The sequence below is a fragment of the Bradyrhizobium sp. 63_E2_N1_3 genome, assembly GCF_052076005.1.
GTDB classification, from domain to species: domain Bacteria; phylum Pseudomonadota; class Alphaproteobacteria; order Rhizobiales; family Xanthobacteraceae; genus Bradyrhizobium; species Bradyrhizobium barranii.
Genome location: NZ_CP197235.1, coordinates 4,428,615 through 4,454,601, shown reverse-complemented (window position 1 = coordinate 4,454,601; position 25,987 = coordinate 4,428,615). Strand labels below are relative to the sequence as shown.

General features: G+C 64.8%; 23 protein-coding genes and 1 riboswitch. Of the genes, 3 read left to right on the top strand and 20 right to left on the bottom strand.

The annotated features are described in order from the left end of the window. The 12 genes from surE to AB7531_RS21100 form a co-directional block, all read right to left on the bottom strand. Positions 1–768 (bottom strand): 5'/3'-nucleotidase SurE, encoded by a 768-nt coding sequence (gene surE / locus AB7531_RS21155; protein WP_063983116.1) that lies wholly within the window; start codon positions 766–768, stop codon positions 1–3. A 104-nt stretch (positions 769–872) separates the two neighbouring features. Continuing rightward, entirely contained in the window at positions 873–1,235 is a 363-nt protein-coding gene (locus tag AB7531_RS21150) for a hypothetical protein (protein WP_063983115.1), read from the bottom strand. 197 nt (positions 1,236–1,432) lie between these two features. Then, entirely contained in the window at positions 1,433–2,764 is a 1,332-nt protein-coding gene (gene serS, locus AB7531_RS21145; protein WP_063983114.1) for a serine--tRNA ligase, read from the bottom strand. A 193-nt stretch (positions 2,765–2,957) separates the two neighbouring features. After that, positions 2,958–3,770 (bottom strand): twin-arginine translocase subunit TatC, encoded by an 813-nt coding sequence (gene tatC, locus AB7531_RS21140; RefSeq protein WP_063983113.1) that lies wholly within the window; start codon positions 3,768–3,770, stop codon positions 2,958–2,960. Then, positions 3,767–4,312, bottom strand: coding sequence for a Sec-independent protein translocase protein TatB (tatB, locus tag AB7531_RS21135; RefSeq protein ID WP_063983112.1), 546 nt, complete (start codon positions 4,310–4,312; stop codon positions 3,767–3,769). Before tatB ends, tatC begins: the two co-directional genes overlap by 4 nt. Before the next feature lie 86 nt (positions 4,313–4,398). Then, entirely contained in the window at positions 4,399–4,635 is a 237-nt protein-coding gene (locus AB7531_RS21130; RefSeq protein WP_028156107.1) for a twin-arginine translocase TatA/TatE family subunit, read from the bottom strand. A gap of 167 nt (positions 4,636–4,802) precedes the next feature. Then, positions 4,803–5,552 (bottom strand): SMC-Scp complex subunit ScpB, encoded by a 750-nt coding sequence (gene scpB, locus AB7531_RS21125; protein WP_063983111.1) that lies wholly within the window; start codon positions 5,550–5,552, stop codon positions 4,803–4,805. A 21-nt stretch (positions 5,553–5,573) separates the two neighbouring features. Further along, complete coding sequence (locus tag AB7531_RS21120; RefSeq protein WP_063983110.1) at positions 5,574–6,413, bottom strand: segregation and condensation protein A; 840 nt, start codon at positions 6,411–6,413, stop codon at positions 5,574–5,576. Continuing rightward, entirely contained in the window at positions 6,410–7,438 is a 1,029-nt protein-coding gene (gene nagZ, locus AB7531_RS21115) for a beta-N-acetylhexosaminidase (RefSeq protein ID WP_063983109.1), read from the bottom strand. Before nagZ ends, AB7531_RS21120 begins: the two co-directional genes overlap by 4 nt. 46 nt (positions 7,439–7,484) lie before the next feature. Beyond that, on the bottom strand, positions 7,485–9,086 hold the full coding sequence (locus AB7531_RS21110; RefSeq protein WP_063986349.1) for an SPOR domain-containing protein: 1,602 nt from the start codon (positions 9,084–9,086) through the stop codon (positions 7,485–7,487). Positions 9,087–9,227: 141 nt separating this feature from the next. Then, the gene (gene argS / locus AB7531_RS21105) at positions 9,228–11,018 is read right to left on the bottom strand and encodes an arginine--tRNA ligase (RefSeq protein WP_441280051.1); all 1,791 of its coding nucleotides are present in this window, start codon (positions 11,016–11,018) and stop codon (positions 9,228–9,230) included. 9 nt (positions 11,019–11,027) lie between these two features. Continuing rightward, positions 11,028–12,236, bottom strand: a complete 1,209-nt coding sequence (locus AB7531_RS21100) for a deoxyguanosinetriphosphate triphosphohydrolase (RefSeq protein WP_094184451.1) — start codon at positions 12,234–12,236, stop codon at positions 11,028–11,030. A gap of 123 nt (positions 12,237–12,359) precedes the next feature. On the opposite strand from AB7531_RS21100, the gene erpA reads away from it, so the two are divergent. Then, the gene (gene erpA / locus AB7531_RS21095; RefSeq protein ID WP_014495044.1) at positions 12,360–12,689 is read left to right on the top strand and encodes an iron-sulfur cluster insertion protein ErpA; all 330 of its coding nucleotides are present in this window, start codon (positions 12,360–12,362) and stop codon (positions 12,687–12,689) included. A gap of 241 nt (positions 12,690–12,930) precedes the next feature. Next, complete coding sequence (locus AB7531_RS21090; RefSeq protein ID WP_063983106.1) at positions 12,931–13,833, top strand: hypothetical protein; 903 nt, start codon at positions 12,931–12,933, stop codon at positions 13,831–13,833. 77 nt (positions 13,834–13,910) lie between these two features. On the opposite strand, the gene AB7531_RS21085 is transcribed toward AB7531_RS21090, so the two are convergent. Continuing rightward, positions 13,911–16,241 (bottom strand): hybrid sensor histidine kinase/response regulator, encoded by a 2,331-nt coding sequence (locus AB7531_RS21085; protein ID WP_063983105.1) that lies wholly within the window; start codon positions 16,239–16,241, stop codon positions 13,911–13,913. A gap of 133 nt (positions 16,242–16,374) precedes the next feature. On the opposite strand from AB7531_RS21085, the gene xth reads away from it, so the two are divergent. After that, positions 16,375–17,172, top strand: a complete 798-nt coding sequence (gene xth / locus AB7531_RS21080; RefSeq protein ID WP_014495040.1) for an exodeoxyribonuclease III — start codon at positions 16,375–16,377, stop codon at positions 17,170–17,172. A gap of 82 nt (positions 17,173–17,254) precedes the next feature. Here the strand turns inward: xth and AB7531_RS21075 are convergent, their stop codons facing one another. From AB7531_RS21075 to AB7531_RS21045, 7 genes are all read right to left on the bottom strand, one after another. Next, positions 17,255–18,085: a tetratricopeptide repeat protein gene (locus AB7531_RS21075; protein ID WP_063983104.1), complete on the bottom strand. Its 831-nt coding sequence runs from the start codon at positions 18,083–18,085 to the stop codon at positions 17,255–17,257. Then, positions 18,072–19,796, bottom strand: coding sequence for a dihydroxy-acid dehydratase (gene ilvD, locus AB7531_RS21070; RefSeq protein WP_063983103.1), 1,725 nt, complete (start codon positions 19,794–19,796; stop codon positions 18,072–18,074). The genes AB7531_RS21075 and ilvD overlap by 14 nt, the downstream gene beginning before the upstream one ends. Before the next feature lie 412 nt (positions 19,797–20,208). After that, the gene (locus AB7531_RS21065; protein ID WP_063983102.1) at positions 20,209–20,667 is read right to left on the bottom strand and encodes a GNAT family N-acetyltransferase; all 459 of its coding nucleotides are present in this window, start codon (positions 20,665–20,667) and stop codon (positions 20,209–20,211) included. 74 nt (positions 20,668–20,741) lie between these two features. Next, complete coding sequence (locus AB7531_RS21060) at positions 20,742–21,896, bottom strand: ribonucleotide-diphosphate reductase subunit beta (protein ID WP_063986348.1); 1,155 nt, start codon at positions 21,894–21,896, stop codon at positions 20,742–20,744. 10 nt (positions 21,897–21,906) lie between these two features. Further along, positions 21,907–24,810: a ribonucleoside-diphosphate reductase subunit alpha gene (locus AB7531_RS21055; RefSeq protein WP_063983101.1), complete on the bottom strand. Its 2,904-nt coding sequence runs from the start codon at positions 24,808–24,810 to the stop codon at positions 21,907–21,909. Between the two features lie 122 nt (positions 24,811–24,932). Further along, a riboswitch (cobalamin riboswitch) is annotated at positions 24,933–25,150 on the bottom strand. A gap of 87 nt (positions 25,151–25,237) precedes the next feature. Then, the gene (locus AB7531_RS21050) at positions 25,238–25,525 is read right to left on the bottom strand and encodes a hypothetical protein (protein WP_063983100.1); all 288 of its coding nucleotides are present in this window, start codon (positions 25,523–25,525) and stop codon (positions 25,238–25,240) included. Between the two features lie 12 nt (positions 25,526–25,537). Beyond that, the gene (locus AB7531_RS21045; protein ID WP_063983099.1) at positions 25,538–25,987 is read right to left on the bottom strand and encodes a nuclear transport factor 2 family protein; all 450 of its coding nucleotides are present in this window, start codon (positions 25,985–25,987) and stop codon (positions 25,538–25,540) included.

Below are 25,987 nucleotides of genomic sequence, written 5' to 3'. Positions count from 1 at the left end.
TTACTTCAGCGTCGCGCTCAGCGCTTCGGAAAACGCCTCATTGGTGCGGTCGAGCCGGAGCGGCGTGACGGAGACGTAGCGCTCGCGCAGCGCCGCCAGATCGGTGCCTTCGGCAGGCGTATCCATCATCGCGGCACGCTCGAAGCCGATCCAGAAATAGGGATTGTTGCGGCCGTCCCTGCGCTCGTCGATCCTGAGGAAGCCGAGATTGCGCTTGCCCTGGCGGGTGACGCGAATGCCGAGCACCTCTTCCGGCGTACAGGCCGGGAAATTGACGTTGATGACGGTGTCCTTCGGGATGCCGGCGGCGATCACCTTGCGCAGGATGTCGGGTCCGAATTTGAGCGCGGTGTCCCAAAGCGGGCGCTCGCGCGTCTCGACGCTGAACTCCTGCGACAGGGCGAAAGACGGCAGCCCCAGGATGGTGCCCTCCAGCGCGCCGGCGATGGTGCCGGAATAGACCACGTCCTCGGCGACGTTGCGGCCCTTGTTGACGCCGGACAGTACGAGGTCCGGTGGCTTGGTGCCGAGGATATGGCGCGCGCCCATGATGACGCAGTCGGTCGGCGTGCCGCGCACCGCGAAGTGCTTTGGTCCGACCTCGCGCAGGCGCAGCGGATCGTTCAGCGAGAGCGAATGCGACACGCCGGACTGGTCGAGCTCGGGCGCCACGACCCACACGTCGTCGGACAATGCGCGTGCGATCTCCTCCACGACCTTGAGGCCGGGGGCGTGAATGCCGTCGTCATTGGTGCAGAGAATGCGCATATTAAAAATCGTTCCTGAAGCGGGTCTGAGCCGTCTTATCCGGCCGGGGCCGATCAGGCAAACCGGCCGACTGGGTCCGGGGGCGGGTTCCCAGCCTGGTCCTGCTACCTGCGGATGCGCCATTGCGGCAGGAAGCGTGCGAGCCTGCCTTCCGCGCGCAGCTTCATCGCCGGCACCACCAGGCTCACGACCGGAGCCTCGATGACCCCGAGCGCCTCCAATTGCGCGAGGATCGGGTCCGGCTCCAGCGTCTGCGGAAAGCGTTCGCGCGCCACCGTCAGCGCCTTGTCGAAATCCGCAGCATTCACGCCGGGCTTGGCCCGCCGGCTGCACACGAGATCGTCATCCCAGAGCCGCGCGATCGCGATGTCGAGCACACCACGCAGACGCTGATCGACGGCCTGGATACCGGCACCTGTCACCGCCCATTGTCTGCCGACCCAGAAGATGTCGCGGTGCAAGGCCATGAACACTGAGTTCGCATTGTCGGGTGGTCGGCAGAATAACCAGCCGACCGATCTTCGCAACCAAACGTTTCTGCGTGACAGCCGGGCAACGCGCCCCGGACTCCCGTTCCGATAGAATCGGAACGGGACTTCAGATTTTTATGTTGTTTGACGCGCTTTCTCGACGCGAACCGGTATCCGCTTCGCTCGAAAACGCCCTACTCACGCGCGACCACCTTCAGCCCGCCCATATAGGGCTGGAGCACGTCGGGGACGGCGATCGAGCCGTCCTCCTGTTGATAAGTCTCCATCACGGCGATCAGCGCGCGGCCGAGCGCGGTGCCGGAGCCGTTCAGCGTGTGCACGAATCGTGGCTTGCCGTCCGGACCGCGCGAGCGGGCGTCCATGCGACGGGCCTGGAAATCACCGCAGACCGAGCAGCTCGAGATCTCGCGGAACGCGCCGCCCTCGCCCTGCCCGGGCATCCAGACCTCGATGTCATAGGTTTTTTGCGACGAAAAGCCCATGTCTCCGGTGCAAAGCGTCATCACACGGTAGTGCAGATCGAGCCGGCGCAGCACTTCCTCGGCACATGCCAGCATCCGCTCATGCTCGTCCTTGCTGGTCTCCGGCGTCGTGATCGACACCAGCTCGACCTTGGTGAACTGGTGCTGGCGGATCATGCCTCGGGTATCACGTCCTGCGGCGCCCGCCTCCGCGCGAAAGCACGGCGTCAGCGCAGTCAAGCGCATCGGCAGCTGCTTCTCATCGAGGATGGATTCACGAACGAGGTTGGTGAGCGCCACCTCCGCTGTCGGAATGATGCCGAGACGCTCGGTCCGCAGCCGCTCCAGATCGGGTGCGGCGAGCAACTCGCCCTTGATCGCCCAGAACTGGTCGTCCTCGAATTTCGGCAATTGTCCCGTGCCGAACATGATCTCGTTGCGGACCAGCAGCGGCGGATTGATCTCGGTATAACCGTGCTCGTCGATGTGCAGATTCAGCATGAACTGCCCGAGCGCGCGTTCGAGCCGCGCCAGCCCCTTCTTCAGTACGACGAAGCGCGCGCCGGAGAGCTTTGCCGCAGTCTCGAAATCCATGTCACCGAGCGCGCCGCCGAGATCATCATGGGGCTTGGGCGCAAACGCGTAGTTGCGACGGTTGCCGAAGACATGGCGTTGCACATTGCCGTGCTCGTCGACGCCGTCGGGCACTTCGCCGAGCGGCAGATTGGGGATCGCCGACAGCGCCGTGGCAAGCTCCTCGTCGGCGGCTTTCGCAACGGCCTCGAGCTGCGGCATCGTTGTCTTGAGCTCGGCGACCTCCGCCATGAGCTTGGCGGCGCGCGCGTCATCCTTCGCCTTCTTGGCGTCGCCGATCTCCTTGGAGGCCGCATTGCGCCGCGCCTGCGCCTGCTCCGAGGCCAGGATCGCCGCCCGCCGCTTCTCGTCGATCGCGAGCAGCGACGCCGACAACGGCTTCAGGCCACGCCTGGCGAGGCCTGCGTCGAAGGCTTGCGGATTGTCGCGGATCGATTTGATGTCGTGCATGGCGGTGGTCCTGGATCAGCGCATAAACCTACAACGGCGAACGTTGTACGTCAGCGCGTTCCCCCTAGCACAGCTGTCATCGCCCGCGAAAGCGGGCGATCCAGTATTCCAGAGGCGCCCGTGATTCCCCGAGAGGCTGCGGCGTACTGGATTCCCCGCCTTCGCGGGGAATGACACCGGTGGACGTGGCGCCCTACTCTGCCGGATTGGCCGGCGTCGACACGTCGGTGCCGGTGGCGGCCTTCGACGCCGCCGCCTTCTTCTCCACCATCCCGACCGCGATGATCGAGCCCTCGTAGAGCAGGAGCAGGGGAATCGCCAGCGAGCACTGGCTCAGCACGTCGGGCGGCGTCAGAACGGCCGCGATGACGAAGGCGATGACAATGAAATAGCGGCGCTTCTCGCGCAGCATCTTCGAGGTCACGATCCCAATACGCCCGAGCAGCGTCAGGATCACTGGAAGCTGGAACGCGATGCCGAAGGCAAAGATCAGCGACATCATCAGCGACAGATATTCGCCGACCTTGGGCAGCAGCTGGATCTGCGCGGTCTCGTCGCTGCCGGCCTGCTGCATGCCGAGCGAGAAGCGGACCAGCATCGGCAGCACCACGAAATAGACCAGCGCCGCGCCCAGCACGAAGAAGAACGGGGTTGCGACCAGGTACGGCAGGAAGGCCTGCTTCTCGTGCTTGTAGAGCCCGGGCGCGACGAACTTGTAAATCTGCGTCGCGACGATCGGGAACGAGATGAAGCCGGCGCCGAACAACGCGAGCTTGAGCTGGGTGATGAAATATTCCAGCAGCGCCGTGTAGATGAACTTCGAATTCTCGGGACCCGCGACCCACACGAACGGCCAGACCAGCACGTTGTAGATCTGCTTGGCGAAGAAGAAACAGAAGATGAAGGCCACGCCAAAGCCAAGCAGCGCCTTGATCAGCCGCGACCGCAGCTCGATCAGGTGGTCCATCAGAGGGGCTTTGCTGGCCTCGATATCGGCGTCGCTCATGACGCTTTGACGTCCTTGATCGCCTCGGGTGGCGCAGTGTCTTGAATGACCTGGGCCTGCTCGACCTCGCGGGTGATCGCGAGCGGCTCGTTCACGGCCCCATGCGCCTCGGCTTCCACGAAGGTCTCGGGCGTCGGCGCTTCCGGCGTGGTCGGTGTCGCCGGCGTTTCGCTTGAAATCGCCAGCGCTTCGCTTGAAGTCGCCGGCGCTTCGACGGCGGTGGTCGTGGAGGCCTCGGCCGGCTTGTCCAGCGCATCGACGCGAAGCGCGTCGCTAACGTCCTTCTGGAGCGAGGTCATCAGATTGTTGCCGGCAAAGCCGGAAGCGGCTTCCTTGACCTCGTCAAAGCTCTTCTTGAGGTCGGCCATTTCGGCCTCGCGCATCGCTTCCTGGAACTGGCCCTGGAATTCGGCAGCCATCTTGCGGGCCTTGCCCATCCACTGCCCGACCATGCGCAGCACGCCCGGCAGCTCTTTCGGGCCGATGGCAACCAGGGCCACGACCCCGATCAGGACCAGTTCACTCCACCCGATGTCGAACATGAGGTCTTCCGTTCACGCCAGCCGCGACCGGCCCAATCCTTCGCGCTTAGGATCGGCGCCGTCACCCGCGTCTCGCGTACGCTTACTCAGACGGCCTTGCTGCCGACGTCGGACCGGGCCGCGGTTGGCGGCGCGGCGGCGTGCTCGATCGACTTGGCCGGCTCGGGCTTGTCGGCGACCTTGTCGTCGTCCTGCATGCCCTTCTTGAAGGCCTTGATGCCCTGGGCCACGTCGCCCATCAGATCCGAAATCTTGCCGCGGCCGAACAGCAGCAGGACGACTGCGATCACCAGGATCCAGTGCCAAATGCTAAGCGAACCCATCCTGCAACCCTCCAAACACACCTGGCCGGGGACCCGGCCGATCTTCCCGGAAACCTAGGCTTGGCAGGCCTCAAAAACAAGGACCAAGGCAGCGCCAATTCGCTGTTGGCGCTACGTAATCTTGCCAGTGTTAACTGGTCGCAGGGAGCCTCTAAACGGCCGGGACGTCAGTCCTCGCTGCCACCCTCGCCGCCCTCATTGCCGCCTTCCGGCGTCTCGGGCTCGACCGCAGGCGCCAGCGCCAGATCCAGGTCCTCGCCCGGTTCCAACGGATCCTCGTCCTCGCGCAGCTGCGGGTCATCCGACGGGGTCGGCACGCTGAATCCGGTCGGCAGGCGCGAATCCAGCAGGCCCGTGCCCTTCAGTTCCTCCAGGCCCGGCAGATCGCCAAGCTGTTCCAGGGTGAACTGCGACAGGAAGTCCTCGGTGGTTCCGAAGGTCAAGGGGCGGCCGGGCGTCTTGCGACGACCGCGCGGCTTGATCCAGCCGGTCTCCAGCAGCACGTCGAGCGTGCCCTTCGAGGTGACGACGCCGCGGATCTCTTCGATCTCGGCGCGCGTCACCGGCTGGTGATAGGCGATGATCGCCAGCACCTCGATCGCGGCGCGCGACAGGCGGCGGGTCTCGGTGCTCTCCCGCGTCATCAGCCAGGCGAGATCGCCGGCGGTACGGAAGGTCCATTTGTTGGCGACGCGCACGAGATTGACGCCGCGCAAGGCATAGTCGGCCTGGAGCTGTTCGAGCGCAGCCTTGACGTCGACGCCATCAGGCATGCGCTTGGCCAGCGTCGCGGTGTCCAGCGGCTCATTCGAAGCAAACAGCAGCGCTTCCAGCAGCCGCAGCTCTTCAGGACGTGCCTGGGACTCGTTCTCCATCGGCTCGGCCTCTTCTACCCGCACTTCAGCCAGGCTTGCCATGGTAGCTTCTCCTTCTTGCACTTAACCGACCGGCGCATCAGGCGCAGGAGCTGCGTCCACGACCGGTTTCGGGCGCCCCTTCCGGAAATAGATGGGCGCGAACGCCTCTTTCTGGTTCAACTCGAGCTGACCTTCACGCACCAGTTCGAGCGCAGCCGCAAAGCTCGAGGCGAGCACCGTCGCGCGCTGCGTCGGATCGGCAACGTGCCGGAGCAGAAAGTCGTCGAGAACGCCCCAGTCGTCCTGTTCGCTGATGCTGCCGACAAGCCGCTCCAGCGTGGCGCGCGCCTCAGCGAGCGACCACACCGTGCGCTTGGCCAGATGCACGCTCGCCAGCACGCGCGACTGGCGCTGCGCGGCATAGGCGGTGAGCAGGTCGTACAGCGTCGCGGTGTATTTCGGGTGCTTGATCTCCGCGATCTGCTCGGGCTCGCCACGCGGGAAGATGTCGCGCAGCAATTGCTGCCTGTTCATCAGCCGGTTGGCGGCCTCGCGAATGGCTTCCAGCCGGCGCAGGCGGTTGGCGAGCGCGGTCGCCATCTCTTCTGCGCTCGGGCCTTCCGCACTCGGCGGCTCCGGCAGCAGCAGGCGCGACTTCAGGAAGGCAAGCCAGGCAGCCATCACGAGATAATCGGCAGCAAGCTCCAGCCGGATCTTTCGCGCGGCTTCGATGAAGTGGAGGTACTGGTCGGCCAGCGCCAGGATCGAGATCTTGGCGAGATCGACCTTCTGCTGCCGCGCCAGCGCGAGCAACAGGTCGAGCGGGCCCTCATAGCCCTCGACGTCCACAACCAACGCCGGCTCACCCTCGGCGAGCTCTGCAGGCCGCCCGGTTTCAAACGATAGGATTTCTGCGGTCATGCGGATGCCGTGTTTGCCCGTGCGATCAATGCGTCCAGTTCGGCGCGTGCGGCCACCCGGTCGAACGGCTGCGGTGCCTTGCGCGACGCAAGTGCGGCCTTCGCGCGCGCCAGCGCCGTGCCGGACAGCTCAGGTGTCTGGCCGGCGACCTCGCGCATCTCCTCGATGTTGCCGTTGCAATGCAGGGCCATGTCGCAGCCGGCCGCGAAGATGGCGCGGGTCCGTTCGGCGATATTCCCCGACAGCGCGTTCATCGACACGTCATCACTCATTAACAAACCCTGGAACCCGATCACGCCGCGAATCACCTGAGTGATCATTGTCGCAGAAGTCGTCGCCGGATGGGCGGGGTCGACCGCGCTAAACACAACATGTGCAGTCATGGCCATCGGCAGGTCGGCCAGCGGCTTGAATGCCGCAAAGTCGGTCCGGTCGAGCTCGTCCCTCGGAGCATCGACCGTCGGCAGCTTGAAATGGGTGTCGGCGGTGGCGCGTCCATGTCCGGGAATGTGCTTCAGAACCGGCAGCACGCCGCCCTGCTCCAGGCCCTCGGTGACCGCGCGCGCGATCGCGGCGACCTTGCCCGGCTCGGTGCCGTAGGCCCTGTTCCCAATGACGGCATCGGCACCCGGCACCGGCACGTCAGCCAGCGGCAGGCAATCCACGGTAATGCCGAGATCGGCGAGATCCGACGCAATCAGCCGGGCGCTGAGGCGCGCAGCCGTCAATCCAAGTACCGAATCAGCGTCGTACAAGGTCGAGAAAATCGCGCCCGGCGGATAGACCGGCCAGTGCGGCGGGCCCAGCCGCTGCACCCGGCCACCCTCCTGGTCGATCAGGACAGGCGCGTCAGCTGCGCCCGCAGCCGCCCGCAATTCCTCAACCAGCGCAGCAACTTGAGCCGGCGCCTCAACATTGCGCTTGAAGAGGATGAAGCCCCATGGGCGTTCGGCACGAATAAACTCCCGCTCGGCGGCGGTTAGTTCCGTTCCGGATACACCGGTAATGAAGGCCCGCGTGCTCATAACGGCCGATTAACCCTGCCCCGCGAGGGGGTCAAGGAAACGGCCGTTAATTCCTCTGGACGAAGCAGGCGGACAGGCCAGCGGACTTCAGGCTGTTGCAAGCCTGCGTCGCTTCCTCGGCCGAACCGTAGGGTCCGGCGAAAGCGCGATAGACGACCCCCTTGCCCTTGTCGGTCAGATCAACCCGCTTGATCACCGGCGAGCGCGATCCAAGCACGCTGCCATATTTGCTCTGAAGCACCCGGTAGGACGCGGCCGCGCTGTCCTCGCTCTGCTGCGAGGAGACCTGCACGACGTAGCCGCCGCCACCATTGCTGGCGGGCGTGATTTGCGTCGGGTTGGTCGCAGCCATCCGCTGCGGCACCTCCGCAACCGGCGTCGATTGCGGCGCAAGCGAGAGCGGCTGGTTGGCACTGGCATTGGCCGAAGTCGGCGGATTGCGCGGCGCTGGCGGTGCGGCGGGCGCGGCAACGGGCTTCGGCGCGGCTGCCGCCGGCTTGGCGGCCGCGGATTGCGGCGCGGTGCTATCGGTCTGATCGGCCCTCACGGCCACAGTCCTGATCGCGCGCGGCGTGTTGGCCGGCAGCGTGCCGTTGCTCGGGATCGGACCCGCGCTTGGCGGCGGGATCGTGGACGGCGCGACGCTCGCCACCGACGGCGGGTTCGCGTTCTGATTCAGCGGCGGGAATACCACGCGCGGACCGCCCGCCTTGGCAGCGACGTCGACAGGCGCCTCTTCGCGCGGCACGATCTTCTCGGAGCCATCGCCGCTCGCCATGCGATCCGGCACCTTCGCCGAGGAGTCGGTCGGCGCCGGCACGATCTTGGTCGGCGTGTTGTCCGCCTTGATGATCGGCGGCTCGCCGCTGCGGGGCGAACCGACATAGGTCTTGTAGGCGAAGGCCGCGCCAGTGCCGACCACGGCAAGCGCGAGGATCGCTGCGACCGTCATCATGCCGCCGCGCGGCTTCTTCGGCTCGTCGAGATCGGCCTCGGGATAGTCGCTCTGGAACGCGTAAGGATCGTCCGGATAGGCGGGATCGCGCTGATAATCCTGCTCGCCGCCCTCCAGCCGTCCATAGAGCGCGTCGTCGTAGCGCGCCGGATCGGGCGGCTGATGCGGCTCCTGATAGGCTTGCTCCTGGTAAGCCTGATCATGCTGCTGGTGAGCGCGGCCCTGATGGGCCTGATCCTGATAGGCCTGCGCTTGATGGGCCTGATCCTGGTAAGCGTGGTCCTGATAGGCCTGCGGCTGATGGAAATCAGGCTCGGGCGCGGTCGGCTGGGCTGAATAGCGGTGCAATGGATGAACCGGGTTCACAGAAACGGGATAGTCGGGCTGCTCGGGCGCGGGCTGCGGCTGCACGTTGGCGCGCCGCATCCATGAGGGCGGCCCGGGCGGAGCCGGCGGCGCCTGCTCGGCATAATCCTGCCGATAGTCGTCCTGTGGATAGTCGTGGTCCTGATAGCTCTGGGCTGGCGGTGCCGGCGGCTGCGCGCTCGGTCTCCCCTGCGCAGCGAATGGATCGGTCTGTCCGATCAGGCGGGCGAGTTCGGCCAAGGGATCGTTTTCCGCCTTCCCATGCTGATCGCCACCGCGACCATAGCCATCGGAAGGAAACGTTCTGTCCTGATATCGTTCGGCCATCGTGATGATGCGTCCCTTCGGGAAAGCCGCGCGCCCCTCGACCAAGGCGCGGCTTTCGACCCACAAGGCATTCAACCAAGTCTAAGCGGTCCGGCTTCTGCCGGTTACCCCCAAAATTCCCCTTAAGTAGTTCGCCCCAAACTACCGCATCTCGTCCGGAGCATGGACGCCGAGGATGGCGAGGCCCGATGCCAGGACAGAGACGACGCCCTGGACCATGGCCAGTCGCGCCTTTGTAAGATCTGCATCATTATTGATAATGAAGCGTAAATAGGGCAAATCGCGCCCCTTCGTCCAAAGTGCGTGAAATTCGCTCGCTAAGTCATAGAGATAGAAGGCAATTCGGTGCGGCTCATGGGCCGCGGCGGCGGCCTCCAGCATGCGCGGAAAAATTGCGAGGCGCTTGAGCAGCTCAAGCTCGACCGGGTCCGACAGCCGTTCCACCGCCGACTCGCCGAGCCACGCGATCCGCTTGCCGGTATCCTCAGGCAGTTCCGGGAACACCTCGGCCCGGGCGTTGCGGAAGATCGAGTGGCCGCGGGCGTGGCCGTACTGGACGTAGAATACCGGGTTGTCGCGCGACTGTTCCATGACCTTGGCGAGGTCGAAGTCGAGCACCGCGTCGTTCTTACGGTAGAGCATCATGAAGCGGACGGCGTCCTGGCCGACCTCATCCACCACCTCACGCAAGGTGACGAAGTCCCCGCTCCGCTTCGACATTTTCACCGGCTCGCCGTTGCGCAGCAACTTCACGAGCTGGACGATCTTGACGTCGAGCGCGCCCTTGCCTGATGTCGTCGCCTTCACCGCCGCCTGCATGCGCTTGATGTAGCCGCCATGGTCGGCGCCCCAGACGTCGATCATCTCGGCAAAGCCGCGGTCGAACTTGTTCTTGTGGTAGGCGATGTCGGAAGCGAAGTAGGTGTAGGAATTATCCGACTTGATCAGCGGACGATCGACATCGTCGCCGTAAGCCGTCGCCTTGAACAGCAGCTGCTCGCGGTCTTCCCAATCCTCGACCGGCGCGCCCTTCGGCGGCGGCAGGCGGCCTTCATAGATGTCGCCCTTGGCCTTCAGGAAATCGATGGTCTCGGCGACCTTGTTGTTGCCGGTCTCGATCAGCGAGCGCTCGGAGAAGAACACCTCGTGGCGGATGTTGAGGGCGGCGAGATCGTCCTTGATCTCGTCCATCATCATCGCGATTGCCTTGGCGCGCACCGTCGGCAGCCACTCGGCCTCGCTCATCGCGAGCAGCTTGTCGCCGTGCTCCTTCGCCAGCGCCGCGCCCACCGGCTTCAGATAGTCGCCGGGGTAAAGGCCTTCCGGGATCGCGCCGATGTTTTCGCCAAGTGCCTCGCGGTACCGCAGGAAGGCGGAACGCGCGAGCACGTCGACCTGGGCGCCGGCATCGTTGATGTAGTATTCGCGGGTGACGTCGTGGCCACCGAACTGGAGCAGGCTTGCGAGCGCGTCGCCGAACACGGCGCCGCGGCAATGGCCAACATGCATCGGTCCGGTCGGGTTCGCCGAGACGTATTCGACATTGACCTTGGTGCCACCGTGGACGCGGCCGTAGTCAGCCCCCTCGCGCAGCACCGTCCGCAGCGCCTCGGCCCAGGCGGCCGGCTTCAGCGTCAGATTGATGAAGCCGGGGCCGGCGACGTCGACCTTGGCGATCAGCGCGTCGGCACGGAGCCGCTCGGCGATCTGCTCGGCGAGGTCGCGGGGCTTTGCCTTTGCCTCTTTCGCAAGCACCATGGCGGCGTTGGTCGCCATGTCGCCATGGGAGGCGTCGCGCGGCGGCTCGACCACCACGCGGGAGAAATCGATACCCTCGGGCCAGTTGGCGTCCGCTGCGAGCGCGCGGCAGGCGGCGTGCACGCGTGCGAGCACGTCGGCGAACAGGTGCGGTGCTGAGGATGTGTCGGGCATGGCCGCCGCCTAACGCAAATCCGGGGTCGAGTCAAAGAGCCGCTGGTGCTCGGTCAAGGCGAAACGGTCGGTCATTCCGGCAATGAAATTGCCGATCCGGCGGGCCCGGTCGCCCTCATTGTCCGCCTCCGCCCCCAGCAGCCATTCCGGTGGCAGCTCACCGGGCGATGTCAGGTATTTTGCGAACAGGTCGAACAGAATCTGTTCCGCCTCCCCCATCACCCGCATCACCCGCTTGTGGCGGTACATGTGCTGATAGAGGAAGCGCTTGATGGCGGCCTCCTCCTCGGCAACCGCCGCCGGGAACGTGACCAGCGCCCGGCTCTGCCGGCGCACGTCCTGGGCCGATTGCGGTTTCACGGCGGCGAGGTTCTTCTGCGCCTCCGAATACACCGCACCGATCAGGTGCGAGATCAGCTCGCGCACCAGCTCGGCGCCGCGCCTGACGTCTTCGAGATCGGGATAATGCGCCGAGGTCTCGGCAATGATCTCCGCGGTCAGCGGCATCACCTTGAGATCATCGAGATGGAACAGGCCGGCGCGCAGACCGTCATCGATGTCGTGGGCATCATAGGCGATGTCGTCGGCGATCGCGGCAACCTGCGCCTCCAGCGAGGCGAAGCTCCACAATTCGAGATCGTAGGTCTTGATGTAGTCGGCGATGCCGACCGGAATGCCATGCTCGCGATAGGGCCCGACCGGCGCGCCGCTGCGATCCGTCAGCGGGCCGTTGTGCTTGACGATGCCCTCCAGCGACTCCCAGGTCAGGTTGAGACCGTCGAACTCCGGATAGCGGTGCTCGAGCGACGCAACGACCCGCAAGGTCTGGGCGTTGTGGTCGAAGCCGCCGAAATCCTTCAGGCAGGCATCCAGCGCCCGCTCGCCGGCGTGGCCGAACGGCGGATGGCCGAGATCATGAGCCAGCGCCAACGTTTCCGTGAGGTCCTCGTCCAGTCCGAGCTGCCGGGCCAGGGCGCGAGCGATCTGCGCCACCTCCAGCGAATGGGTCAGCCGGGTGCGGTAGTGGTCGCCCTCGTGGAACACGAAGACCTGGGTCTTGTACTTCAGGCGGCGGAACGCGGTGGAATGGATCACCCGGTCGCAATCCCGCCGGAACGGGCTGCGGGTCCGGCTCGGCGGCTCCACGACCAGCCGGCCGCGGCTGCGGTCGGGGTCGCAGGCATAGGGCGCACGGGGGGCTGCCATTCCGACGGACACGACGAATTTAGTCCCTATCCATTTGATTCTGCGTATGCTTGCACTTAACTATGCCGGACGCGGGATACCAAATGAATTGGGCAAGTGAACTTGGTATGACCGCGGGACTATCGGAGATGAACTATGACGACTGACGTGACCATCAGTGACCGCGCCGCACGCCGGATTGGGGAGATCCTCAAGGGCGAAGGTTCTGGCGCGATGCTGCGCATCTCCGTCGAGGGCGGCGGCTGCTCGGGCTTCCAGTACAAGTTCGACATCGACCGCGACCGCACCGACGACGATCTTGTGATCGAGCAGGAGAATGCGGTCGTGCTGGTCGATTCCGCCTCCCAGCCGTTCCTGGCGGGCTCGCAGGTCGATTTTGTCGACGATCTGATCGGCGCCTCGTTCCGCGTCAACAATCCCAATGCGACGGCGTCCTGCGGCTGCGGGACCAGCTTCTCGATCTAGCCCGACTTAAAATCTGAAAAACAACCCCATGCAAAGTAGCCGGGAGCCGGCGCGATGCATTTCGGACTTTACGAAAACTGTTTGACGCGTCGGGCAAATCAGGGGTAAGTTGCGATCATCGCGAGGTCCCCAAGGGGGCTCGGCGGGTCCGATACAGTCTGACGCCGAAGCGGCCCCTGTCCAATCATTCTAGAAAGCTTAAATCTCGTCAGCGGCGCCAATAGCGGTATTAAATTATCCAATGCGCATTTTCGATCGTCTGTTCTGTTGCCTCGCTCTATTCCTTGCAATCGCAGCCGTCCCGGTGCTTCCCGCGCGCGCGGCCGAAACCTGCCCGTTCATCAGCGCCCAGGAGCTCGCCCGCGCGATGCCGGCGCTCAAATGGTCACTGATTTCAAATCAGGACGGCCGCGGCTGCATCTACCAGGGCGGGCGCGGCGACACGATGATGTTGACCGTGTTCCGCAATCCCGACAACGACCGCGCCAGGGAATTGTACGCGACCTTCGTCAAGACGCTTGGTGAGCGCATGCCGCTGAACGCGGTCGCGGGGACCGGCGACGAAGGCCAGGGCGGAACGAGCGCCGCCAGCGCGGAACGCCAGGAAGCCTCGGTCGTCGCCTTGTCCGGCGATTACATTCTGCAGATCAGCGTCTATCCGATCGGCCGGCGTGCCGACGACGCGCTGCTCGGACCGCTCACAGATGCCGCGCGCGTTGCCATCGCCAACGTGAGCAAGAGCAGCGAGCGGTTTGGCAATTGCGAGTGGCTCACGGCCGCCGATGCCGACGGCTTTCTCGACAAGAGCACGCTGACGGTCCAGCGGACCGGCGCCGGCAGCTGCATGATGTTCGATCGCGAGGCCAATACCATGACCGTCGCGGTGATCGCGATGTCGCGCGACACGGTCATCGGCATGATGAAGCGCGCGGGCCCCTGCAAACATTTGACGATACCCGAGCTCGGCAGTGAAGCGTTCGGCGAGCATTCCTGCACCAAGGGCAACGGCAACGCCGTTAACATCTATGTCTGGAAGAACGGCAGGCAGGCTTCGATCCTGTTCGCGCCGGTCAAGCCGCATCCCGAGTCCGGCTCGGTCGAGCGCCTGAGGGCGGTCGCCGGGCGCGTCTATGGAAAACTGTAACGGCGCCGCGTTACATTGCCGGCGCACGCGCCCGTAGCCGTCCTGCGGCTGCGGGACCAGCTTCTCGATCTGACCGGCTAGACGCCGGTCATCTGCCTTTCCTCGTCCGTCCACTCGACGTCGAGCGGCGTCAGCTCCGGCTGAAGCGGCGCGCCCTCCGACATCATGTGGCCGTCGAGCGCGCGCAACAAGGCGGCCGCGAGTGCGGGCTTACGCAGCGGCTTTGCCAAAAAATCCGACATGCCGGCCTCGCGGCAGATCTTGACGTCCTCGGGGAAGGCGTTGGCGGTCAGCGCGACGATCGGCAAGGCTTCGAAACGCCCGCCTTGAGCGCGGATCGCCCGCGTCGCGGCAAGGCCGTCCATGTCCGGCATGCGCACGTCCATCAGCACGACATCGTAATCGCTCTCCGATGCAGCCTCGACCGCCTGGACGCCGTCGGTGACGACGCGCAGCTCGACGTCGAACGCCCCCAACATCTTGGTCACGACCATGCGGTTGACGGCATCGTCCTCGGCCACCAGCACCCTCAGCGGCCGGTCGAGCCCCGCGATCCGCGCCTTGAGCTCGTCGGCTTCATCGCTGCCCGCGGCCTGGTCGAAGGCCTGCGCCTGGCTCCAGGGCAGCACCAGCGTGAAGCGGAAGGTCGAGCCCTCGCCCGGCGTCGAGGTGACGCCGATGGTGCCGCCCATCTGCTCGATGATGCGCCGGGAGATCGCAAGCCCTAGTCCGGTGCCGCCAAAGCGGCGGCTGATCGAGGCGTCGGCCTGCGCGAAGTCGGAGAACAGCTCCCCGAGCTTCTCGGGCGCAATGCCGATGCCGCTGTCGGTCACGGTCCATTCGACGGTCGCAAGCAGATCGCGGCGCGCCTGGCAGGTGGCCTTGATCGTCACCTCGCCTTCGTCGGTGAACTTTACCGCGTTGGAGGCGAGGTTGAGCAGCACCTGCCGAATCCGCGCGACATCACCGCGCAGCGTCGGCGGCAGGTTCGGATCGAGCTCGACCTTGACGGCGAGCCCCTTGCTCTTGGCGCCTGCGCGCACGACGGTCGCAACCGTCTCGACCAGCGCCTGCGGGGCGAAGTCGATCGCCTCGAACGCGAAGCGACCGGCCTCGAGCTTTGACAGATCGAGGATATCGTTGAGGATGCGCTGCAGATTGTCGCCGGACTCGCGGATCGAGGTGACGGCCTCGTGCTGCTCCGGATCGAGCTTGGTTTCCAGCAGCATGCTGGCAAGCCCGAGCACGCCGTTCATGGGCGTGCGGATCTCGTGGCTCATCACCGCGAGGAAGTCGGACTTCGCGCGGCTCTCGGCCTCCGCCTTTTCCGCGCGCCAGCGCTCGGTGACGTCGCGGCCGAAGCCGCGATAGCCGAGGAACTGGCCGTCGCGGTCGTAGGCCGGCTTCGCGGTCAGCGACCACAGCCGCGCCTCGCCGCCGGCGACGACCTTGAGGTTCATCTCGTGCAGCGGCTCGCTCTGCTCCATCAGGCCGACGACGTTGTAGGCTGCGCTCTTGTCGTCGGGACAGAGCATGTCGAGCACGTCGACGAAATGCGAGCCCTTCAGCAGCGGAAGCGGAAGCTGCGCCACTTCGGCGAAGCGTTGGGGCACGTCGACGAGATGCCCTTCGGCGTCGGTCTGCCACAACCAGTCGCTGGCGTTCTCCTGAAAGTCCTTCAGCAGCAGCGAGATGATCTCGGTCTGACGTTCGAGCTCGAGCCGGGCCTTGAGATTGCCGAGGAACAGATTGCCCTGTGAGACGATGTTGCGCGCCATGAAGAACGCGAACAGCAGCAGGAACACCGCGGTCAGCAGATACGGCCCGGTGCCGCACAGGAACAGCGCGCCGGCACAGGCCATCGTCACGGTCGCGAGATAGACGAGGCCCGCGCGCGGGAAGGTCGACAGCGTGACGGCGCCGCCGGACATCATGCCGACCATCAGGCAGGCCAGGATGAGCTGACTGGTCGGCTCGACCCGGCTGAACAGCGCGAGCGGCAGCGTGCCCCAGATCGCCGCGAGGAAGAACGCCTGCCGCAGCATTTGCCGCGCGGCGCGCGGTGACGCTTCCTGCGGCGGGCTTTGATGCGACCGCCGCCACGCGCGCACGGCAAGCGAGGCGGTGACGGCGAGGGTCATGCCCCAGATTGCGAGGAAATCGTTCCAGCCCCTGCCCCAGAACAGGATCAGCACGATGGCGACGTTGAGCATGGTGACGGCCATGGTCACCGGGATCGCGCGCATCACCGCGTCGATCTGCTTGGCGCGGATGCGGCGCAGCTCGCGCTCGCTGAGATCGGCGGTCAGGCCGTCCTCGATCTCGAAGCCGCCGAGCCAGTACAGGAACGCGCCGATCAGGCCGTCGCGCGGCTCAGCTTGCTTCATGGATTTGTCCGGCCATCCCATTCGAAAAACCTTTTCGGTATCAGTGGCCCGAGCCCGGCTTAAGCCGGGTTAATTTTGTGGGAGATTTTGCGGCGTCCTTGACGGGCGCGTTTGCAGTTTGTTCTAACCATGGCCCCTGCCCGGAGCCCCACCAATGCCCATCAGAGTTGCTACCTGGAACGTGAACTCGGTCCGGCAGCGGATCGACCTGCTGTTGACCTGGCTGAAGGAGTGCCAGCCCGACATCGTCTGCCTGCAGGAGATCAAATGCGTCGACGAAGCCTTCCCCCGGCTAGAGATCGAGGCGCTCGGCTACAACGTGGTCACCCACGGTCAGAAGACCTTCAACGGCGTCGCTTTGCTCTCGAAGCTCCGCTTCGACGAGACCAAGTCGGGCCTCGCCGGCGACGACGAGGATGCCCATGCCCGTTTCCTCGAGGGCGTGGTCACGCTCAAGCACGGCGTGCTGCGCATCGCCTGCCTCTATCTGCCCAATGGCAATCCGGTCGGGACCGAGAAATATCCTTACAAGCTCAAATGGATGTCGCGGCTTCTTGAGTATTCGAGGGAGCGCCTCAAGGCCGAGGAGCCGCTGATCCTCGCAGGCGACTTCAACGTTATCCCGCATGCCCGCGACGTCCATAATCCCGCCGCCTGGACCGAGGACGCCCTGTTCAAGGCCGAGACGCGGGAGAGCTTTCAGTCCCTGCTGGGCCTCGGCCTCACCGACGCGCTGCGCGCGGTCACCGACGAGCCCGGGCTCTACACCTTCTGGGACTACCAGGCCGGCGCCTGGCAGAAGAACCATGGCTTGAGGATCGACCATCTGCTGCTGTCGCCGCAGGCCAGCGACCGGCTCGCCAATGTCGGCATCGACAGCTATGTGCGGGCTTGGGAGAAGCCGTCGGACCACGTGCCGGTATGGGCGGATCTGGATCTGGAGGCGGCTTGAGCCGATGCCTGGAGGTGCTGGATGGCGCCGGCGGACTGCGCTTTGCGCAGCCGCGGGCTAACCTACCCGGCGGGGGTACCTACTACCGGCGGCCCTGAACGCCCTGCACCCACTGTTCCAGCATTTGCAGGCACATGGCGCGGTCGTCGTCCGAGGCCTTGGCGAAAGCGCGGTTGTAGCTTTCCTTGATCCAGGTTTCCTCGATACCGGCGCTGTCACGCGCCAGCGTCAGCCACATCAGGCCACGCGCGGCCTGCCGCGGCAGGCGGTCGCCATTGAACAGCATCTGGCCGAGCAGCGCCTGCGCCTCGTGCTGGCCCTTCTGGGCGGCAAGGCCGAGCCAGCGCGCGCCATAGCGGAAATCCTCGCGCGAGGCGTCCGGGGTCTTCAGATACAGCCGGGCGAGATCGTACTGCGCATCCGCATTGCCGAAATAGGAGGCCGCATAGGAGAACATCTCCCGCGCCCGGTCCGAATCCGGCTTGATCTTCGAGTTCGGGATACCGCTCAGATAGTAGCGGCCGAGCGCGACGAAGGCGTTGGCCACGACCTGCGCCTGCGGCGCCGACGGGCTGTCCTCGGCATGCGCATTGGCGATGCGGCTGAAATATTCGAAGGCGCGCACATCGTCCTGGGCGACGCCGTCGCCGTTGGCATACATGCGGCCGAGCTTGAACTGAGCGCCGGGATGACCGCCTTCGGCGGCATATTGCAGGGCGCTGAGCGAGGTTTCCTGGGGCGTGGTCGCCGGTGCCGCCACCTTGCTGCGCACGGCACCCGCGGCGCCCGGCAAGGCGGTCACGACCGGGAGGGCCGCGTCCTTGCTGGCCGAACCGTCAAAGGCGAGCGCCGGCGCGGCCAGCGCACCGACCCCCAACACAAACGCAACTATGGCACGCCTAGATGTCCGCATAGCACTGTTTCTCGTGCGCGCCGCCCGGATGGGTTACTGCCCCACCGACCGCTGGTCCAACCTGCTGAGCATACTTCCAGAGCGCACCCGACGTGTGGTTAGTCGCGCGAGCGCTCCATTTGGTCTTGCGCTGGGCGAGCTCTTGGTCGCTCAATTTTACGTTAAGGGTACCTACGACCGCGTCGATCTCGATGATGTCGCCATCCTCGAGCAGCCCGATCGGGCCGCCGATGGCGGCTTCCGGCCCGACATGGCCGATGCAGAAGCCGCGGGTGGCGCCGGAGAAGCGGCCGTCGGTGATGAGCGCGATCTTACCGCCCATGCCCTGGCCCGTCAGCGCCGCGGTGGTCTGGAGCATTTCCCGCATGCCGGGACCGCCCTTGGGGCCCTCGTAGCGGATCACGATGACTTCGCCTTCCCTGTAGGTGCGGTTCTGGACGGCCTCGAAGGCGTCCTCCTCCCGGTCGAAGCATCGCGCCGGACCGGTGAACCTCAGGTTAGACATTCCCGCGACTTTCACGATCGCACCTTCTGGCGCCAGATTGCCCTTCAGACCAACCACACCACCGGTGACGGTGATCGGCTTGTCTGCCGGGTGCACCACATCCTGGTGCGGATTCCACTTAACGCTTTTGAGGTTTTCGGCGATCGTTCGACCGGTGACCGTAATGCAGTCGCCGTGGAGAAATCCGTTGTCGAGCAGCGTCTTCATCAGAAGCGGTATGCCACCTACTTCAAACATGTCTTTGGCGACATAACGGCCACCCGGCTTCAAATCCGCGACATATGGTGTCTTTTTGAAGATTTCGGCGACGTCGAACAGGTCGAACTTAATGCCGCACTCATGCGCGATCGCCGGCAGGTGCAGCGCAGCATTGGTCGAGCCGCCGGACGCCGCGACCACGGCGGCGGCGTTCTCCAGCGCCTTCCGTGTCACGATGTCGCGCGGCCGGAGGTTGGAGGCGATCAGGTCCATGACCTTCTCGCCCGCGGTCATGCAGAAAGCGTCGCGGATTTCATACGGTGCCGGGGCGCCGGCCGAGTACGGCAGCGCCAGGCCGATCGCCTCGGAGACGGTCGCCATGGTGTTGGCGGTGAACTGTGCGCCGCAGGCGCCCGCCGAGGGGCACGCCACGCGCTCGATCTCGTCGAGGTCCTCGTCCGACATGGCGCCGACCGAGTGCTTGCCGACCGCCTCGAACATGTCCTGCACGGTGACCTGCTGTCCCCGGAAATTGCCGGGCAGGATCGAGCCGCCGTAAATGAAGATCGAGGGCACGTTGAGACGGACCATCGCCATCATCATGCCCGGCAGCGACTTGTCGCAACCGGCAAGGCCCACGAGCGCATCATAGGCGTGGCCGCGCACGGTCAGCTCGACGGAATCGGCGATGCACTCGCGCGACGGCAGCGACGAGCGCATGCCGTCATGGCCCATGGCGATGCCGTCGGTGACGGTGATGGTGCAGAATTCACGGGGGGTGCCGCCGGCGGATGCCACGCCCTTTTTCACCGCCTGGGCCTGGCGCATCAGGGAGATGTTGCAGGGGGCGGCCTCGTTCCAGCAGGAGGCGACGCCGACGAAGGGCTGGTGGATCTGGTCGGTGGTCAGACCCATGGCGTAGAAGTAGGACCGGTGCGGCGCGCGCGTCGGGCCTTCCGTCACGTGACGGCTCGGCAGCCTCTGCTTGATGTCGGTCTTTGCGTCCATCGCAAACCAGTTTCCCCGGCCAACCTTTTCAGACCCGAAAAATCAGAGCCAAGATTTGAATCGACCTTGGGATTTCCCGTCCTTCGAAGACCGCCGATGCCCTTCAAACTTTAGAGCGATTTTATTCATGTTCGGGTGTGGCTAAAAAGCGGCGCTGATGCGAACGGACGGAGATAAGGGTTTAATCCAAGATGGGTGTTGCAGAGACAGCACAAACGTTACCGGAAAGACACGGGTTGGCTTACTGCGATACCCTCGTGATTATGACAATCCACAACTTTAGATTTCAAATCTGTTTCGGCGCACCCCAGCGCGGGTCTCAGGAACGGAGTGTGCCTCACCTGAGTCGCGGCGGCCCGCAGTACCAACACCGTCATCCTGAGGCGGGACTGATGAGCGCCAAGCGCCCAGCTCAATCCGTCAGGTCGAGCCGCATGAACTGGTTGTGCGGGCTCGCCTCATAGTCGGCGAACGGCGCGCAGGAGACGAAACCGGCGCTGCGGTAGAGCGAGATGGCGGGCGCGTGCAGGGCTGCCGTGCCGGTCTCCAGGCTGAGGTGCACGTAACCCCGCCTGCGGGCTTCGGCGATGATATGGCTCAGCAGTGCGCGCCCTACCCCGGTGCCCCGTGCAGCGGGAGCGGCACGCATCGACTTCACCTCGCCATGCGTATGATCCAGCTCCTTCAGCGCACCGAACCCGAGCAGGACATCGTCCTGCCAAGCCGTCCAGAAGGTCACGGAGGCAGCCGAAAGGCCGGTGGCATCGAGAGCGAAGGCGCGCTCGGCCATGACGCTGCGCAGCTCCTCGAGATGATGTGCCAACAAGTCGGCGACATAGGGCGCCGTCGGATCGTCTCGTCGGATCTCCACCTCATCCCCCTGCAGTCGTACGCGTGCCACCGTTTAGCACAGGTGGCACGCCCGCGGCATAGTCATGATCGGTGCTATTCCCAAGTCAGCGCACCACCATTCTGGTATTCGATGACGCGGGTCTCGAAGAAGTTCTTCTCCTTCTTCAGATCCATTGCCTCGGACATCCACGGGAACGGGTTCTCGACCTCGGCGAACACCGGAGCGAGCCCGATCTGCGCACAGCGCCGGTTGGCGATGAAGTGCATGTACTGCTCGCACAGCGCAGCATTCAGGCCGAGGAAGCCGCGCGGCATCGTGTCCCGTCCGTAGGCGGCCTCCAATTCGGCTGCGTCGCGGATCATGCCGCGGATCTCGTCCTGGAACGCTGCCGTCCACAGATGTGGGTTCTCGATCTTGATCTGGTTGATCACGTCGATGCCGAAGTTGAGATGGATGCTCTCGTCGCGCAGGATGTATTGATACTGCTCGGCGATGCCGACCATCTTGTTGCGGCGGCCGAGCGACAGGATCTGCGCGAAGCCGGTGTAGAACCACATGCCCTCGAACACGACGTAGAAGGCGACGAGATCGCGCAGGAAGGCGCGGTCGCTATCCGGCGTCCCCGTCTGGAACGATGGATCGTCCAGGTGCTGCGTGTGCTTGAGCGCCCAGGCCGCCTTGTCCGTGATCGACGGCACCTCGCGGTACATGTTGAACAGCTCGCCTTCGTCGAGGCCGAGGCTTTCCACGATATACTGAAAGGTGTGGGTGTGAACCGCCTCCTCGAAGGCCTGCCGAAGGAGGTACTGCCTGCACTCCGGATTGGTGAGGTGACGGTAGATCGCCAGCACGATGTTGTTGGCGACCAGCGATTCGGAAGCCGCGAAGAATCCGAGATTGCGCTTGATCGCGCGCCGCTCGTCCTCGGTCAGCCCGTCCCGCGACTTCCATAGCGCGATGTCGGCCTGCATCGAAACTTCGGTCGGCATCCAGTGATTGTTGCAGCCTGAGAGATACTTCTCCCAGGCCCATTTGTACTTCAGCGGAAGCAGCTGGTTGACGTCGGCGCGGCAGTTGATCATCCGCTTCTCGTCGACGGAGACGCGGCCGCCGGCGCGGTCGATCGCACCTAGGCCGGTCGGGTCGGCCGGCTCGAGCTTGAGCTGGGTCTGCGGACGCAGTGCGGTGGCGAGACTTGAGACGGCAGGAGCGGCCGCTGTGGTTTCGGTATCGGACCAGTCGAGCATCGTCATCTCCTCACTGGCACGCTTCGCATTCGGGATCGTCGATCCGGCAGGCCTTGATGCCGTCGAGGTCCGGCGTTGCTGCGGTCGGCATCATGATCGGCGCGTGCGACACTGCCACTGACGCGGACACCGCATTGAGCTTTCCGTCAGTGCCCTTCAGCGTCGATTTCTCGACATGCGTGGCGCTGCGGGAGCGCAGGTAATAGGTCGTCTTCAACCCGCGTCGCCAGGCCAGCCGGTAGAGCGCATCGAGCTTCTTGCCGGAGGGATTGGCGATGTAGAGGTTGAGCGACTGCGACTGGTCGATCCATTTCTGCCGGCGCGCGGCCGCCTCGATCAGCCAGGCGCTGTCGATCTCGAAGGCGGTGGCGTAGAGCGCCTTCAGATCGTCAGGAACGCGGTCGATCTGGCCGACGCTGCCGTCGAAATATTTGAGGTCGGAGACCATGACCTCGTCCCAAAGCCCCCTCGCCTTGAGGTCGCGGACCAGGAACTCGTTCACGACCGTGAAGTCCCCGGACATGTTCGATTTCACGAACAGGTTCTGATAGTTCGGCTCGATCGACTGCGAGACGCCGCAGATGTTGGAGATCGTCGCCGTTGGCGCGATCGCCATGACGTTCGAGTTGCGCATGCCGCTGGACGTGACCTTCTTGCGGAGGCCGTCCCAGTCGAGCGTTGCGGAGCGATCGACGTCGAGACCACCGCGCGCGTCGGCGAGAAGCTGGATGGAGTCGAGCGGCAAGACGCCCTTCGACCACAGCGAGCCCTCGAAGCTCGGATAGCGTCCGCGCTCCGCGGCGAGATCGGACGACGCTTCGATCGCGTGGAACGAGATTGCCTCCATGCTGGTGTCGGCAAACGCCACGGCCGCGTCGGACGCGGTCGGAATGCGCTGGACCTGAAGCGCTTCCTGAAAGCCCATCAGGCCGAGCCCGACGGGACGATGACGCATGTTGGAGCGGCGCGCTTCGGGGATCGTGTAGAAATTGATGTCGATGACGTTGTCGAGCATCCGGACGGCGGTGGTCACCGTCCGCTTCAGCTTGGCCTGGTCGACACCATCAGGCCCGACATGGTTGAGCATGTTGACGGAGCCGAGATTGCAGACCGCGACCTCGTCGCCCGAGGTGTTCAGCGTGATCTCGGTGCAGAGGTTCGAGGAATGGATCACGCCCGCGTGGCGTTGCGGCGAACGCAGATTGCAGGGGTCCTTGAAGGTGATCCAGGGATGACCGGTCTCAAACAGCATGGTCAACATGCGACGCCAGAGGTCGCTCGCGCGCACGGTCTTGAAGACGCGCATGCCGCCGGCCTTCGCCCTGGCCTCATAGGCCTCGTAAGCCGTCTTGAACGCCTCGCCATAGAGATCGTGCAAATCGGGCGTCTCGTCAGGCGAGAACAGCGTCCATTCGCCATCGGCATCGACGCGCTGCATGAACAGGTCCGGCACCCAATTGGCGGTGTTCATGTCGTGGGTGCGGCGGCGGTCGTCACCGGTGTTCTTGCGCAGGTCGAGGAATTCCTCGATATCGACGTGCCATGTCTCCAGATAGGCGCAGACGGCGCCCTTGCGCTTACCGCCCTGGTTGACGGCAATCGCGGTGTCGTTGGCGACCTTCAGGAATGGGATGATGCCCTGGCTTTCGCCGTTGGTGCCCTTGATGTGGGCGCCGAGGCCACGAACCGGGGTCCAGTCGTTGCCGAGACCGCCGGAATATTTTGCGAGCAGCGCATTGTCCTTGATTGACTTGAAGATGCCGTCGAGGTCGTCCGACACTGTGGTCAGGAAGCAGGACGACAATTGCGGACGCAGCGTACCCGAATTGAACAGCGTCGGCGTCGAGGCCATGAAGTCGAACGATGACAGCAGATCGTAGAACTCGATCGCCTTGGCCTCGCGATCGATTTCGCGCACCGCCAAGCCCATCGCGACACGCATGAAGAAGGCCTGCGGCAATTCGATCCGCTTGCCTCGGACGTGCAGGAAGTAGCGGTCGTAGAGCGTCTGAAGACCGAGGAACTGGAAGTTCAGGTCGCGTTCCGGCTTCAACGCGGCCGCGATCCGGCCAAGGTCGAAGCGGGCGAGTTCAGGATCGAGCAGTTCGGCGGCGATGCCGGTCTTCAGATAGGCCGGGAAGTATTCGACGTAGCGCATCGTCATGTCGGCCTGCGAGGCGGACGTCGGCACGCCATGGACGTAGGACAGCACCTCGCCGCGGAGCTTGTCCAGCAGCAGGCGCGCACTGACATAAGCATAATTCGGCTCCTGCTCGACCAGCGTGCGTGCGGCCATGATCGAGGCCAGCGCCAGTTCGTCCTGGCTGATGCCGTCGTAGAGATTGCGGGTGGTCTCGGTGAGCACGGGTGCCGCGGAGACGCCGTCGAGACCGGCGCAGGCTTCGCCGATAATCAGCGCAAGCCGCTTGGTGTCGAGACCAACGCGCGAACCGTCGGCGAGCGTGACATGAAGGACCGGCGCGACAGCGGGCGTCGCTTCCGCGGCCGCCTCCTCGGCGCGCTGGCGCGACCGCTCCTCGCGGTACAGCACATAGGCGCGTGCGACCTTGTGGTGCTCGCTCCGCATCAAGGCGAGCTCGACCTGGTCCTGCACGTCCTCGATATGGAAGGTGCGTCCCTCGCCTGCCCGCCGCATCAGCGCAGCGACGACTTCGGCCGTGAGCTGCTCCACGCTCTCATGGACGCGACGCGAGGCGACCGCGCTGGTGCCTTCGACCGCAAGGAAAGCCTTGGTCATGGCGACCGCGATCTTGGCGGAATCGAACGGCGAGACCTTGCCGTTGCGACGGATGATCTGCATAGCCGGCTCGCTCGAAGCAGGCGCAAGCGATTGTGGACGCAAATGAACGATGGGTGCGGAGGCGGTGTCCGCGTCGTGCAGGTTCAGTGACATCAATGGGCCCCGTGATGCGCGCGTTGTGTTTGAACGGGGCTGTAAGGAAGGACGCTGCAGAAACGCCGGCAGCAGAGTTGCCGGGCGGTGCATGCAAGCGACCGCCGGACACCCCGCCCGTGGACGTTCAGATTGTCGCGGCAGGTCTCCTGGCTCGCAGGTCGTCGCCCACTTCCCGTCTTCCCGGCGCGAAAGGCGCCAGTGACGATTGTTCGGAAGCAGCTCGCTGCTGACAGTTGCGGGGGCAGCGCCGGAATTCCGCGCTCTCGCGCGGTTCACCGGCTTCCCTCTTAGCCACTAAATCTTGCGATCCAGCGGAACCGTGACGCCCACATGTGGTGACATATGCAGCCGGGTGTCAACGATTCGTTGCGGGTCATGAGCCCTGTGCCCTGTGGAATGCGGGAATTCGCACTTGGATCGCGCCTCAGCTTGGCGCGCTATGAGGTCCGCATCCCGACTGCAAGATCACACAGTCCGGCGCGACGCTGCCGCTGCATGTCGCCTCGCAGCCGCTCACCAGCGACGCCACTCTCGCTTCCAGCACACGCAGCTCCGCAATTTTCGCCCTGATCGCACCGAGGTGCTTCGCCGCAAAGGTCCTCGTTTCGCTGCACGGCGCGCATCGCTGGCCGGCGAGCCAGACCGCGCTGGTCAGCCCGGTGCGCGTCACGATGACGGCGGTGAAGGCGCCCACGCCGCCCAGGAACGGCATGGACGCCCGATGCTATTCGGACGAAAGGTGATAGCCGCGATCGCGATAGTCGAAATCGACGAGCTCGCAGATCCGGGCCGATGGATCGGCGGGCGCCGCATAATAAGCCCTGATCTCCTTGATGCGACCGCTCGCCCCTTCGAACGCGTACCATTCGTCGCCGCGAAGCGCCGTGCCCTGCTTGCGCTTCCAGTGCGTCCATTCGATCACGGCTTCCGGCGACGTCGACGAGCAAAGAATCTTTTCGATCGTCCATTGCGACCCGAGATTCTCGACGCACCAGATCCATTTGCGCGCGATGGTATCGGCGCCACGCCATGGAATGTCCGGCAAGCCGGACGGGAAGTAGTGAACCGCGTCCGCCGTGAAGCAGGCCATCAAGGCATCGTAGTCGGCGGCGTTGCAGGCGTCGAAATAGCGACGGATCGTCGCCTCCATGGCGGCGGGCGATGTCTTGCTCAT

What these genes read in the sequence shown, in the direction of transcription:
- surE (WP_063983116.1), bottom strand. Translation starts at nt 768, where the DNA reads ATGCGCATTCTCTGCACCAATGACGACGGCATTCACGCCCCCGGCCTC.
- AB7531_RS21150 (WP_063983115.1), bottom strand. Translation starts at nt 1,235, where the DNA reads ATGGCCTTGCACCGCGACATCTTCTGGGTCGGCAGACAATGGGCGGTG.
- serS (WP_063983114.1), bottom strand. Translation starts at nt 2,764, where the DNA reads ATGCACGACATCAAATCGATCCGCGACAATCCGCAAGCCTTCGACGCA.
- tatC (WP_063983113.1), bottom strand. Translation starts at nt 3,770, where the DNA reads ATGAGCGACGCCGATATCGAGGCCAGCAAAGCCCCTCTGATGGACCAC.
- tatB (WP_063983112.1), bottom strand. Translation starts at nt 4,312, where the DNA reads ATGTTCGACATCGGGTGGAGTGAACTGGTCCTGATCGGGGTCGTGGCC.
- AB7531_RS21130 (WP_028156107.1), bottom strand. Translation starts at nt 4,635, where the DNA reads ATGGGTTCGCTTAGCATTTGGCACTGGATCCTGGTGATCGCAGTCGTC.
- scpB (WP_063983111.1), bottom strand. Translation starts at nt 5,552, where the DNA reads ATGGCAAGCCTGGCTGAAGTGCGGGTAGAAGAGGCCGAGCCGATGGAG.
- AB7531_RS21120 (WP_063983110.1), bottom strand. Translation starts at nt 6,413, where the DNA reads ATGACCGCAGAAATCCTATCGTTTGAAACCGGGCGGCCTGCAGAGCTC.
- nagZ (WP_063983109.1), bottom strand. Translation starts at nt 7,438, where the DNA reads ATGAGCACGCGGGCCTTCATTACCGGTGTATCCGGAACGGAACTAACC.
- AB7531_RS21110 (WP_063986349.1), bottom strand. Translation starts at nt 9,086, where the DNA reads ATGGCCGAACGATATCAGGACAGAACGTTTCCTTCCGATGGCTATGGT.
- argS (WP_441280051.1), bottom strand. Translation starts at nt 11,018, where the DNA reads ATGCCCGACACATCCTCAGCACCGCACCTGTTCGCCGACGTGCTCGCA.
- erpA (WP_014495044.1), top strand. Translation starts at nt 12,360, where the DNA reads ATGACGACTGACGTGACCATCAGTGACCGCGCCGCACGCCGGATTGGG.
- AB7531_RS21090 (WP_063983106.1), top strand. Translation starts at nt 12,931, where the DNA reads ATGCGCATTTTCGATCGTCTGTTCTGTTGCCTCGCTCTATTCCTTGCA.
- AB7531_RS21085 (WP_063983105.1), bottom strand. Translation starts at nt 16,241, where the DNA reads ATGGGATGGCCGGACAAATCCATGAAGCAAGCTGAGCCGCGCGACGGC.
- xth (WP_014495040.1), top strand. Translation starts at nt 16,375, where the DNA reads ATGCCCATCAGAGTTGCTACCTGGAACGTGAACTCGGTCCGGCAGCGG.
- AB7531_RS21075 (WP_063983104.1), bottom strand. Translation starts at nt 18,085, where the DNA reads ATGCGGACATCTAGGCGTGCCATAGTTGCGTTTGTGTTGGGGGTCGGT.
- ilvD (WP_063983103.1), bottom strand. Translation starts at nt 19,796, where the DNA reads ATGGACGCAAAGACCGACATCAAGCAGAGGCTGCCGAGCCGTCACGTG.
- AB7531_RS21060 (WP_063986348.1), bottom strand. Translation starts at nt 21,896, where the DNA reads ATGCTCGACTGGTCCGATACCGAAACCACAGCGGCCGCTCCTGCCGTC.
- AB7531_RS21055 (WP_063983101.1), bottom strand. Translation starts at nt 24,810, where the DNA reads ATGTCACTGAACCTGCACGACGCGGACACCGCCTCCGCACCCATCGTT.
- AB7531_RS21050 (WP_063983100.1), bottom strand. Translation starts at nt 25,525, where the DNA reads ATGCCGTTCCTGGGCGGCGTGGGCGCCTTCACCGCCGTCATCGTGACG.
- AB7531_RS21045 (WP_063983099.1), bottom strand. Translation starts at nt 25,987, where the DNA reads ATGAGCAAGACATCGCCCGCCGCCATGGAGGCGACGATCCGTCGCTAT.